The following is a 12238-nucleotide window of genomic DNA, read 5'->3' on the forward strand; positions in this document are numbered from 1 at the left end:
GCCGTGGGAGCGGGCTTTAGCCCGCGACCACCGCGCCGAGGCGTGGGCTAAAGCCCACTCCCACGCCCGTTATCCAATCCGAAAAAGCCCTCGTGTCCACAGCCCCATGCTTTACGAAATTGAGAGCGTCCGCCAAATCCCCGGCGAACCTAAGCGCCGCTGGTTCAACTCGCCGGACATGGACTTGATTGTCTGGCTGCGGGAAGACGGCGAGCCGTGCGCGTTCCAGCTTTGCTACGACAAGGGCCACGGGGAACGCGCCCTCACCTTCCGGGATGGCGTCGGCCTTGAACACCGGGCGGTGGACGACGGCGAGGCCACGGCGGCGAAGATGAAGGCGTCGCCTATTCTGGTGCCGGATGGGGCGCTTCCGCAGGGGCGGGTGTTACGGTTGTTTCTAGAGAATGCCGGGCGGGTGCCTGAGGCGATTAGCGCCTATGTGGTGGAGAAGTTGGGATAGGCGGGGATGTCGGGCTGAAGCCCGACCTACAAAATAGGCTGTAGGTTGGACTTTAGTCCGACATCTTCAATTCAGCCGCCGCGATGAAACGCCGGGCTGAACTCATGCACCGCCTCGATCATGGCGCCCACATGGTCGGGGTTCACATCCGGCCAGACGCCGTGCCCTAGGTTGAAGACATGGCCGGAGCCGTAGCCGAAGCCTTCCAAGATTTGCCGCACCTCGGCGCGGATGACTTCCGGCGGGGCATACAGCGCCTGCGGATCAAGGTTGCCCTGCAAGGCGACCTTGTGGCCGACCCGCCGCCGCGCCCGCCCGATATCGGTGGTCCAGTCCAGGCCCAAGGCGTCGTAGCCGGTCTCCGCCATGGTTTCCAGCCACTGCCCGCCGCCCTTGGTGAACAGCACCGCCGGGATGGTCTTGTCGCCCGCTGTCCGATGGAGTTGGTCCAGCACGCGCTTGGCGTAGGCCAGGGAGAATTGTTCGTACTGCGCGGGCGAGAGGATGCCGCCCCAAGTGTCGAACACCATCACGGCCTCGACCCCGGCGGCGATTTGCGCGTTCAGGTACAGCGCCACGGCATCCGCCAGCTTGCCCAACAATTCATGCAGCAATCTCGGCTCGGCGTACATCATGCCCTTGAGCTTGCGGAATTCCCGGCTGCCACCGCCCTCGATCATATAGCTCGCCAGCGTCCACGGGCTGCCGGAAAAGCCAATCAGCGGCACCCGGCCATCCAGGCTCTTATGAATCAGCCGCACGGCGTCCATCACGTAGCGCAACTCGCCTTCCGGGTCGGGAATGGGCAGGCGTAGCACATCGTCGGCGGTGCGCACCGGGTTCGCGAAACGCGGCCCCTCGCCCTCGGCGAAGCTTAGGCCCAGCCCCATGGCGTCCGGGATGGTGAGGATGTCGGAAAACAGAATCGCCGCGTCCAAGCGGAAGCGTTCCAACGGTTGCAGGGTGACTTCGCAGGCCAGTTCCGGCGAGGTGCAAAGCTTCATGAAGCTGCCGGCCTGCTCCCGGACCCGGCGATATTCCGGCAGGTAGCGCCCCGCTTGGCGCATCATCCAAACCGGGGTGCGCTCGACGGGCTGTCGTAGCAGGGCACGGATAAAACAATCATTCTTCAAGGTGGTCATGGGGTCTCAAATGCGTTGGCGATGATTTCCCTTGGCGAAGGGAAAAAGTCAGGAGGGATTAGTCCGGCATCAATTTAGGCGCGGCCATAGCGTTCCAGCGTCGCCCGCAAGGGGCCGATTTCAACCGTCATGGGCAGGGTCGCCTTGCCGATCTTTTCCAGCAGGATGAGTCGGAGCTTGCCTTCCAGGTTCTTCTTATCGACCGCCATGTGTTCGAGATAGCTGTCGGCGTCCAGCGAAGGCGGCGGCGTCACCGGCAACCGCGCCCGCTGGAGAATGGCGACGATGCGGTCCACATCAGCCTCGCTCAGCCAACCCAGTCGCCGGGACAAGTCCGCCGCTTGGCACATTCCAATCGCCACGGCCTCACCGTGCAACGCCTCGCCATAGCCCAGCCCGGTCTCGACCGCGTGGCCGAAGGTGTGGCCCAGGTTGAGGGTGGCCCGTTCGCCGGTTTCTTTCTCGTCCGCCGCCACGACTTCGGCCTTATTCCAGCAGGAGCGCTCGATGGCGTGGGTCAATGCCACGGGGTCGCGCCCGATCAGCGCTTCCATGTTTTGCTCCAGCCAGCCGAAAAATTCCGGGTCGCGGATCAGGCCGTATTTGATGATTTCCGCGAGTCCCGCGCTCAGTTCCCGGCCGGCCAGGGTGTCGAGGGTGGCCGTGTCGGCGATGACGCATTTGGGCTGATAGAACGCGCCGATCATGTTCTTGCCATGGGGATGATTGACCGCCGTCTTGCCGCCCACCGAGGAATCCACCTGCGCCAGCAGGGTGGTGGGGATTTGCAGGAAAGGCACGCCCCGCTGATAGCAGGCGGCGGCGAAGCCGGTCAGGTCGCCGACGACGCCGCCGCCCAGCGCGATTAAGTGGGCGTTCCGGTTAAACTTTAGGCGCAGCAACTCATCGAATACGGCCATCGCCGAGCCGATGGTTTTGTATTCCTCGCCATCCGGCAGCACGACGGTGCTGACCTGCTTATCACGGAGATTATCAAGCACCCGGTCCAAGTAAAGCGGCGCGACGGTTTCATTGGTCACAATCAGCACTTGGCTGGAATCTATGTGACGGCTGAGAATATCCCGCGAACGCAGTAAGTCTTGGCCTATGTAAATAGGGTAACTACGCTCGGCTAGGGAAACGGTCAGGGTTCTCATGGTTTGGCTTGATTGAAGTTAATTCGGTTATAAACCCGCATGATTTGGCGAACCGCGCTACGGCTTGAGCATTGGCCCGTGTCAACAACAGAATCCGCTATGGAGCGGTAAAGGGGTTCGCGGATGGAGAATAAGTCGGCCAGTTTCTTGCGGGGATTATCCGTATTCAATAATGGCCGATTGGAATCCTTGTGAGTCCTTTCGAATTGTTTATCGACCGGGCAGTGCAGATATACGACGAAGCCATTTCGGCGCAAGCCTTCACGGTTTTCCCGCAAAAGCACGGAACCTCCCCCCGTGGCCATGACGATACCCTCTAATTTGACTAAATCAGCCAGGGTTTCCGACTCACGTTTCCGAAATCCAGATTCCCCTTCGTATTCAAATATCATGGGAATACTGACGCCGGTTCGTTTCTCAATTTCCTTGTCGCTATCCACGAAGCTAACCCCCAGATTCTTGGCGAGAAGTCGTCCAATCGTGGTTTTGCCTGCCCCCATAGGGCCAATTAAATAAATGTTTTTCGTTTGCCGCATACCCGCCAAGCACCGGAAATCTTAAATGATACCACGGCCCATTCTGCGGACGGGGGTTCTCAAGGATAAAAAAGGCGCCCTTGGTGGGCGCCTTTTGTCGCGGGGATTTTGATGTCAAGTCATCTAACGGCCAGGGATTGGTCAAGGATTTTCGGGGTGATGAAAATCAACAGCTCCCTTTTTGTGTCTATAACCTTATCCCGCCGAAACATGAAACCTATTCCTGGTAAGTCGCCCAAGAATGGCACCTTGTCAGTGTTGTTGGCTTGCGTGCCTTCGAACACGCCGCCCAGCACCACGGTCTCGCCGTTGCCCACTTGGGCCGTGGTTTGGATTTCCCGCTTATCAATCGCCAATCCTGATGGCGTAGGCTGCCCTCGCGCGTCCTTCTTTATCGACAAGTCCATGAGCACGTCACCATTCGGTGTGATGTGCGGAGTGACCTTCAGCTCCAACACGGCGTCTTTAAATTGTGTGTTTGAGGCACCCAGCGCATTGTTTTGCGAATATGGAATCTGTTCGCCTTGCAGGATGTGCGCTTCTGTCTGGTCTGCGGTCACTACCTTTGGGGTGGACACAATTTCCCCGCGCCCGTCGATTTGAGCGGCCGAAAGCTCAAGGTCAAGTAGGTACTCGCCCACTTTAAGGAAGGTTACGCCAAAGGAGCCGCCACTGGCGGCGGCGGCCGTCGAGGCCAAATCAACCAAGGCGTCCCCGGCCGTGGCCGAGTCCCCGCTCCAGCGTTGCTGCCATGCTTCCGATGCTCCGGTGCTGGGATTGGTCTGAAAGAACTCTTTGCCCCGCTTGGTTTGCACAAAGCTAGAGCGGTTCAGTGAAAGGCGTGATCCCAGTTCGCGTGTGAAATCGTTGTTGGCGACTACGATGCGGGACTCGATCAGCACTTGCCGCACTGGCTTGTCTACTTGGCGGACAAGCTCGCGGACCCGGTCGATATTGCGGGCGGTGTCCTTGATGATTAACTGATTGGTCCGGGGATCGGTGGTTACATTGCCCCGTCCCGATAGAATGGATTGGCTGACATCCAAGGCGGTGGTGCTGGTGGCGCTCTTTTCTCCCCCTATGCCGGTTGAGGAGATGGATTCGCTGGTACGCTCCGTCGTCCCTTTGAGTATTTCTTTAATCTTGTCCGCTGTGGTGTAGTTGATTTGGATGATTTCGGTTCTCAGCGGCTCCAAGTCCTCCACGACTTTCTGGGCCTTAAGTTCGTCTTCCTCCTGTTTATTAATTTCGTCGAGCGGGGCGACGCGGATAATGTTGCCCTCCTGCCGCTTGCCTAATCCCTTCGATTTCAATACCAGTTCAAGCGCCTGATCCCAGGGCACGTCCTGGAGCCTCAGGGTGACATTGCCCTGCACGGTGTCGCTGGCCACGACATTCAGGTTAGTGAAGTCCGCAAGTATCTGTAATACCGAGCGCACTGGAATGTCTTGAAAATTAAGAGTGAGCTTCTCGCCCGAATACGTGAAGCTTTTTTTCTTGATTTCCTCTTTTTCCGCTTTCGTTAATGCTCGAAACTCGACGGTCAATAGGTTTCCCGATTGATAGGATGAGTAATCGTATTCGTCCGAAATAGGGGTAACGGCAAGCCGTGCGTCACCGCCGTCCGACGCCGATTCGATATATTGCACGGGCGTCGCGAAATCAATGACATCCAGTTTTCTGGATAATTGAGATGGCAATTCCGTGTCGGCGAACCTAACCACGACCTTTTGGCCTTCTTCATTAATGTCGACGACCGATTTTGGATCGCTCAAGGTAATTAGCAAGCGGCCTTCGCCTCTTTCCCCGCGCCTAAAGTCGACATTTTTAATATGCCGGGCACTAACCGCCGCACGCGACGAGGCCTGGGCGCGGAGGGGCTGCGGAGCTGTGATGGGGGCGATCTCGGCAATGCGGCCAGTCCCGTTTTGGAGCGTCACCAGAATGCGGTTGCCATCCACTTTGGTTGTGTATGGCACCATGCTGGTTAAATTCACCACCACGCGGGTTCGGCCACCGGCTTCTACGGCCTGAAGGCTTTGCGCCCCGCCGACATTGATGGGAATCGACTTTTTCTCCAGCCCATTGGTGACTCCGGGCAAATCCAGGGCGATCCGTGCCGGATTCTCGGTGTGGAAGGCGCGGGGCGCCATTCCCGGCCCGTTCAGCGTTAACACAAATTGAAGGTTGTCACCCTGCAAGGAGGCGAAATCCACGGACTGTAAGACCACTCCTCCCGCGCCGCAAAAAGACGCCTTTAGTACCAATACGCTGGTAAAGAGCAAAGAAAAAAGCCATTTGAATCGTCCCCCCGCTTTTTTCTTATCAAACGAAGCGCTGATACCCGCAGTAATTATCATCTGTTTACCCCACTCGCTTCCGCCAAATCGAGACCGGCTTTACGTTCGTGCCAAGTCCCGGGATTCTCCGATACAATTTCCACCAGTTCGATCTGGTTCTCTTTAATATTTATAACCTTGCCGTAATTTTTGCCAATGTAATTACCTATGCTTACCCGGTGTATGGCGCTGTCGCTACTTTTTACCAATCCCCATAAAACCCCTTGTTGATTGACGGTGCCCACCATCCGAAGACTGTCGAGTTCGTAAGACTCCAATTCTTCCTTGGGCCGTGAGGTGTCCGGTCGAATCCCGCTTTCTACTTTTTCTTCTTCCGGCTCTTGCACCGTCTCATCGGGTATGAATGGGTCGCGTAATTCTTCCCCGATGAATACAAACGGCTCGACGGTTCTCACTTCGGGCAATGGCTCAACGGCGGTTTTATGTCGCCCCTTAACCTCCGCCACGAAGCTTTTTAAATCAGCCATGTCCTCGGAGCCGCACGCGGTGAGTCCCGCCGCCAAAACCCACGGAAGCACGAGCCGAGGGAGTGCCCTGAGACGCATTCCTATATCATTTTGAAAATGTCGGGTCATATAACAAGGCATGATTAAGATTATTTTGCGCCGCTAACCGGCTTTTTGCCGCCGCTGGCAGCGCCACTGCTTTCATCCAAATACCGATAGGTTTTTACCAGGGCGCTCATTACGAATGGAAACTTGGTGAGCTTTTTTCCTGAAGCCTCTTTAGCATTTGCCGATATTTTTATGTTGTGTATCGTTACAATCCGGGGCAGTGAAGCAAGGCCACTCACAAAAGTGCCGAACTCGGCATAAGTTCCTATCACCTGAATTTGGATGGGTAATTCGGCATAGAAGTCTTTCACGACCTCGCCTCCGGGTTTGAATGACTCAAATTCAAGTCCGCTCGCCAAGCCGGTCTGTGAGACGTCCACGAGCAGGTCGGGAACTTGGGTTTTGTCCGGTAGCTGCCTAAGCAGGTCACCAAAAGTTTTTTCTATCTCGCTTAATTGCTCTTTGTACTCATCAAGGTTGGCGGCTTTCTTTTGCTTATGTTCAAATGTCGTTTTAAGTTCCCGCTCCTTGGCTTCGAGCGAATCCAGCCCGGTGAGTTGGGCCTCCGTGTCAAAGTAGTACCAGAACCCACCCAGAAGCACACACAGCATCGTAATAATTGCTGCCTTGATGGGTATGGGCCATGAACCAGCGTGCTCCAAATCCCAGTTTACATTGGAAAGATTCATGACGGACTTTTCCCCTTGTGTTCCTTGCTGTCTTTGGTTTCACTCGATTGCTTGACTTGCAAAATAAATTTACTGCCACGAATATCCCTTTTCCCCTTAATTTCCTGTTGAGCTACGATCTCGGTTAAAGCGGGATCCTGAAACCAAGGCGATGCATCCAGGCCGCGCATATACGCAGATACCCGCGAATTGGATTGGGCAATCCCATTGATCGTTAATAATTTATCGGCCTGAATCAGATCAGTAAGCAGCACTCCCTCGGGAATCGTGCGAGCCAATTCATCGAATAAATGCACGATTTCCGGGCGGCTCAACTGTAATTGCTGAATCACTTCCATTTTCGCGATCAGCCGCTTCTTTTTAGCTTCCAGGTCTTCAATTTCTTTGATTTTTTGATCGAGCAAGGCCACTTCCGATTGCAGATAGTCATTGCGCTGGGTCTGATTGTCGATCATCCCGCTGATTTGCCAATGAATAAACGCCAGTATCCCAACGGTGACTAATAAGGTCAGGGCCGTTATCGAGAAGAATTCCTGCTGTTTCTGCTTGCGCCGTTCCGCACGCCAAGGGAGAAGGTTAATACCGGCCATCAGTCAAAACTCCTCAAAGCCAAGCCACAGGCCGTCATCAAGGCGGGCGCATCGTTGTTCAAACTTTGCGGCTTCACCCGTGGGGAGATGGTCATATTGGCGAACGGGTTGGCGACAATGGTCGGGGTGCCCAGGGCTTCCTCGACATAACGGTCGATTTCGGTGATGGAGGCGCATCCACCGGCTAGGATGATGTGTTCCACATTGCGGTGGGTGCTGGATGACAGGAAAAATTGCAGGGAGCGACCGATTTGTTGGCCCAGCGCGTTCTTGAAGGGTTCAAGCACTTCGGGACCGTAATTGTCGGGCAAGCCGCCATGCTTTTTCGCGAGGCCCGCCTCCTCGGTGGACAGCCCATAGCGGCGTTGGATTTCCTCGGTGAGCTGCTTGCCGCCGAAGCCCTGTTCGCGGGTATAAATAATGCGTCGGTTGTGAATGACGTTGAGTGTCGTCATGGTGGCTCCGACATCGGCGATGGCGATGGCGTGGTCGGCTTCGCGGGCGGGCAGTTGTTCCAGGATCAGCGCGCAGGACTGTTCCAGGGCGTAGGATTCCACATCGACGATTTCCGCCTTCAGCCCCGCGAGCTCAAGCGCCGCCACCCGGTCCTCGATGTTTTCCTTCCGGGAGGCGATCAGCAGGACATCCACCATGTCTGGGCTTTTTTCGGTCGGGCCTTGGACCACGAAGTCCAGGCTCACCTCGTCCAGCGCGTAGGGAATGTATTGATCGGCCTCCAGTTCAAGCTGCGCCTCCAGCTCATCCTCGCTCAGCGAGGCGGGCATGGCGATCACCTTGGCGATCACGGCGGAACTGGGCACCGCCACGGCGGCATGTTTTAGGCGGGTGCCCGACTGCTTCACCACGGTCTTGATGACGTTGCCGATGGCTTCGACATTGGCGATGTTTTTATCGACCACGGCGTCCGGCGGCAGGGGCGCCACCGCGTAGCTCTCCACCCGATAGCGCGATCCGACCCGGCTTAATTCCAGCAGCTTTACGGTGGCCGTGCTGATGTCGATGCCCAGTAATTCGGGCTTTTTGCGACGGAGAAAAAACATCAATAAGTTCCTGTCCTAGCAATGATTTGGCGAATACCGCCACGAATTTGCCCTGCTTCGGTGCCCGCCCGCAGGGGCGCTTACTGTAGTATAGTAGTTATTTCATCCCTTCTTCGCTTATGCCGAAGGCATCCTGGAGCATCCCGGAAATCGCGAACCTCGGCCTTAGCCGGTTTCAAGCGCGGCAACCCGGAGGATTCTCCCGCATCACCGAATTCCGACCGTGACCCGGAAAACTTCTCGCAAACCACGCTCAACCCTTGGCCGACTGTTAAGGCTGATGTTTTTGGCCCTGCTTGCGGGCTTGATCGGCCTAGCCGTGGGCGGGTATTCGCTCTATCGGTACCTTGAGCCACAATTGCCGGATATCGACATTTTGAGCGACATCCGCTACCAAACCCCGATGAGTGTGTATAGCAAGGATGGGCTCCTAATCGCCGAATACGGCGAGAAGAAGCGCACGCCCATCGACATCGCCGATGTCCCAAAACCCGTTACCCAAGCCTTCCTGGCGGCGGAGGACAACCGCTTTTTCGATCATCCGGGCGTGGACTATCAGGGGATTGCCCGGGCGGTCTTCACCTTTGTCCGCACTGGCGAAAAGCGGCAAGGCGGCAGCACGATCACCATGCAGGTGGCCCGCAATTTCTTCCTGACCAGCGAGAAGACCTTGCTTCGCAAAATCCGGGAAATCATGTTGGCAATCAAGATCGAGTCCAAGCTGCCCAAGGAACGCATCCTGGAACTTTATCTTAACAAGATATATTTTGGACATCACGCTTACGGCATCGAAGCGGCCGCGCAAGTTTACTATGGAAAGCCCATCAAGGAGCTTGAACTGTCGCAAGTCGCAATGATCGCCGGTCTGCCCAAGGCACCTTCCTCATTCAATCCCATCGTCAACCCGGAGCGGGCGTTGAGTCGCCGCAATTATGTGCTGAGGCGGATGCGCAAGCTGGGCTTCATCGACGAGGCGCAATATGTGAAGGCGCTCGGCCAGCCCATTGACGCGGCGCTGCACACCCGCCCCATTGAATTAAATGTGCCCTACATCGCGGAATTGGTGCGCAACGAGATGTACCAGCAATTCGGCGAGGAAGCCTACACCAATGGCTATCGCGTCCATGTGACCATCGATTCCCGCACCCAAATGCTCGCGGAGAAGTCCCTGCGGCTGGGGCTGCACGACTACGACGAGCGCCATGGTTATCGCGGCACTAAGCAGCGGATTGATTTAAAGAAAGCCAAGGCCCAGGCCGAGTGGGATGAGCGGCTGGCTGGATTACAACCCATCGGGGAAACCACGCCCGGTATAGTCGTCGCCCTCAAGGACAGCGTGGCCGATGTCTATCTCGGTGCTGGTCGGCACGCGGAACTCGATAGCAGGGGAGTCCGGTGGGCGCGGCGGTATATCGGCATCAACAGCCAGGGTTCGGCGCCACGGGGCGTCAAGGACGCGGTGAAGGCGGGCGACATCATCCGCTTGCGCAAGGACCGGGAGGGCCGCTGGATGTTGGCCCAGATTCCCGAGGCCGAGGCCGCGCTGGCCTCCCTGGACCCCAAGACCGGCGCCATCGTTGCGCTGGCCGGGGGCTACGATTTCGCCCTGAGCAAATTCAACCGCGCCACTCAGGCCCAGCGGCAGCCGGGGTCCGGCTTCAAGCCTGTGTTGTACGCGGCGGCGCTGACGGAGGGCTATACCCCGTCCAGCGTCGTCAATGATGCGCCCATCGTCTATGCCGATCCTTCCCAAAGCGGCGGCGTGTGGCGTCCGCAGAATTACTCGGGCCGCTTCTATGGGCCGACCCGGCTGCGGGTTGCCCTGGCCAAGTCCCGCAATCTGGTGTCAATCCGCCTCCTCAAAAGCATCGGCTTGAAGAAGGCCATCGACACCGCCATCGACTTCGGTTTCGAGCCGAATGAACTGCCCAATTCGCTCCCGCTGGCGCTTGGTACCGGCTCCGCGACGCCGTTGCGGATGGCCCAGGTGTTCGCCGTCTTCGCCAATGGCGGGTTCCGCGTTGAGCCGTATCTCATCGAGCGCATCGAAACGGATTCCGGCAAAACCGTGCTTCAGGCCACGCCCCAAATGGCTTGCCTGGAATGCCCGGTTTCCAGCAATCCACCCCAGCACCAAGCGCGCCGGGTGATTTCACCCCAGGTGCATTACATGATGAATTCGATGCTGCAAGACGTGGTGCGACTGGGCACCGCGACCCGCGCCTTGGAGTTGGGCCGCGCGGACATCGCGGGCAAAACCGGAACCACTAATGAATACCGCGACGCTTGGTTCAACGGCTATGTGTCGGGGCTGGTCACCAGCGCTTGGATCGGCTTCGACTCGTCGAAATCCCTGGGGGATGGCGAAACCGGCGGCGAAGCGGCCCTGCCCATGTGGATGCATTTCATGCGCGAAGCCTTGCAGGAAATCCCCGAGTTCAGCTTCCCCTTGCCCGGCGGCTTGTCCACCACCCGGGTCGATCCTTACAACGGCGTGCGGGCCTCGGCGGGCAATCCGAACACGGTGTTTGAGGTTTTCCCGACGGGACAGGCACCTCGTTCCGCGGCCCCGCGTCGACCCCGCGCCGAGCCTTCGCCCGATAGCGAGCCGGTTTCGGATGGCAACGATGATTCGGCGTCAGAGCCAGCGTCCGCGCCGCCCGCCGCCGAGAAATCCATTGAATCGCTGTTCTAGACGCCAGCGCCCATGCATGTTCGAGACAAGCTCAAACTGCGGATAGCCCAGGAAGCGGCCCGGATCATCGCGGAGGAGGGCATTCACGATTACCTCCCCGCCAAGCAAAAGGCGGCGGCGCGGTTGGGCATCGCGTCAACCCACAGCCTGCCCCGCAATGAAGAGATTGAGCAGGCGCTCGACGAATATCACCGGATTTACCGCGCCGATGTTCAGCCACGGCACATCGTCCGGCTGCGGAAGCTGGCCTTGGAGGCGATGCGGTTCTTGAAGAGATTTTCGCCCCGCCTAGTGGGCGGCGTGCTGGAAGGTTACGCGGGCGAATTCAGCCCCATCACGCTGCATTTGTTCCCGGAAGCGCCGGAGGATGTCATGCGGGCCTTGATGGACGGGCGGATTCCTTTCAGCCAAACATCGGCGTCACTGCCGGGCAATGCCAACCGGATGACGGATTATCCCGCCTTGAGTTTTTTTGCGGACGGGGTGGCGGTCGAGTTAGTGCTGCTGCCGACGGAGCTTAAGCAACAACGCCTGGCGCGGAAAGAGCGGGGGTTGTCGAGGGGGGATTTGGAGGCTGTGGAGGCCTTGGTGCGGCGGAGTGAGATGGCGGCTCCCGACTCCGCTTAGCCCCAAGCTGGCTGGACCGGCAGGCCCGAACGGTTCGGGAATTAAGCCCGACCGTACTTGCGGCGGAACTTGTCCACGCGGCCTGCGGTATCGACGAGCCTTTGTTTGCCCGTATAGAATGGATGACAGGCTGAGCAAACTTCGACGTGCAAATCCTTGGTCAAGGTGGATTTGGTTTCGAAGGTGTTGCCGCAACTACAATGGACGGTGACGGCCCTGTAGGCGGGATGAATGTCCGGCTTCATAAAACGACTCTCCCAAAAGACAAAAAAGCGGAATCAAGGAAACTCTTCATGCTACCTAAAACGCTGATTTCCCGCAAGGCAAAACAAATCCAAGACTAAGCGCCCGCGACTATCGGACTCCG

General features: G+C 57.6%; 12 protein-coding genes. 3 read left to right on the forward strand and 9 right to left on the reverse strand.

Going from position 1 to position 12238, the window contains the following annotated elements; genetic code table 11:
• Positions 1–460 (forward strand): hypothetical protein (locus tag ACXWUF_RS10290; RefSeq protein ID WP_458494585.1); only part of this gene is annotated, 460 nt, incomplete at its 5' end.
• 71 nt (positions 461–531) lie between these two features.
• Here ACXWUF_RS10290 and hemE read toward each other — a convergent pair.
• The 8 genes from hemE to ACXWUF_RS10330 form a co-directional block, all read right to left on the reverse strand.
• Positions 532–1602: a uroporphyrinogen decarboxylase gene (gene hemE, locus ACXWUF_RS10295; RefSeq protein ID WP_458494586.1), complete on the reverse strand. Its 1071-nt coding sequence runs from the start codon at positions 1600–1602 to the stop codon at positions 532–534.
• A 74-nt stretch (positions 1603–1676) separates the two neighbouring features.
• Entirely contained in the window at positions 1677–2759 is a 1083-nt protein-coding gene (gene aroB, locus ACXWUF_RS10300) for a 3-dehydroquinate synthase (RefSeq protein ID WP_458494587.1), read from the reverse strand.
• Positions 2756–3295 (reverse strand): shikimate kinase AroK, encoded by a 540-nt coding sequence (aroK, locus tag ACXWUF_RS10305; protein ID WP_458494588.1) that lies wholly within the window; start codon positions 3293–3295, stop codon positions 2756–2758. The genes aroB and aroK overlap by 4 nt, the downstream gene beginning before the upstream one ends.
• Positions 3296–3414: 119 nt before the next feature.
• Positions 3415–5655 (reverse strand): type IV pilus secretin PilQ, encoded by a 2241-nt coding sequence (gene pilQ, locus ACXWUF_RS10310; protein ID WP_458494589.1) that lies wholly within the window; start codon positions 5653–5655, stop codon positions 3415–3417.
• A complete protein-coding gene (locus ACXWUF_RS10315; RefSeq protein ID WP_458494590.1) occupies positions 5652–6122 on the reverse strand; it encodes a pilus assembly protein PilP in 471 nt (156 codons plus the stop codon). The genes pilQ and ACXWUF_RS10315 overlap by 4 nt, the downstream gene beginning before the upstream one ends.
• A gap of 128 nt (positions 6123–6250) precedes the next feature.
• The gene (locus tag ACXWUF_RS10320) at positions 6251–6898 is read right to left on the reverse strand and encodes a type 4a pilus biogenesis protein PilO (RefSeq protein ID WP_458494591.1); all 648 of its coding nucleotides are present in this window, start codon (positions 6896–6898) and stop codon (positions 6251–6253) included.
• Positions 6895–7488 carry a PilN domain-containing protein gene (locus ACXWUF_RS10325; protein WP_458494592.1) on the reverse strand — a complete coding sequence of 198 codons (594 nt, stop codon included), beginning with the start codon at positions 7486–7488 and terminating at the stop codon, positions 6895–6897. The genes ACXWUF_RS10320 and ACXWUF_RS10325 overlap by 4 nt, the downstream gene beginning before the upstream one ends.
• On the reverse strand, positions 7488–8549 hold the full coding sequence (locus ACXWUF_RS10330) for a pilus assembly protein PilM (protein ID WP_458494593.1): 1062 nt from the start codon (positions 8547–8549) through the stop codon (positions 7488–7490). Before ACXWUF_RS10330 ends, ACXWUF_RS10325 begins: the two co-directional genes overlap by 1 nt.
• A gap of 280 nt (positions 8550–8829) precedes the next feature.
• Here ACXWUF_RS10330 and ACXWUF_RS10335 point away from each other — a divergent pair, with 280 nt between their 5' ends.
• The gene (locus ACXWUF_RS10335) at positions 8830–11244 is read left to right on the forward strand and encodes a penicillin-binding protein 1A (protein WP_458494594.1); all 2415 of its coding nucleotides are present in this window, start codon (positions 8830–8832) and stop codon (positions 11242–11244) included.
• 12 nt (positions 11245–11256) lie between these two features.
• Entirely contained in the window at positions 11257–11871 is a 615-nt protein-coding gene (locus ACXWUF_RS10340) for a hypothetical protein (RefSeq protein ID WP_458494595.1), read from the forward strand.
• A 41-nt stretch (positions 11872–11912) separates the two neighbouring features.
• Here the strand turns inward: ACXWUF_RS10340 and rpmE are convergent, their stop codons facing one another.
• The gene (gene rpmE / locus ACXWUF_RS10345) at positions 11913–12116 is read right to left on the reverse strand and encodes a 50S ribosomal protein L31 (RefSeq protein ID WP_458494596.1); all 204 of its coding nucleotides are present in this window, start codon (positions 12114–12116) and stop codon (positions 11913–11915) included.
• Between the last annotated feature and the right edge of the window lie 122 nt (positions 12117–12238).

The sequence above is a fragment of the Methylomagnum sp. genome (assembly GCF_054333355.1).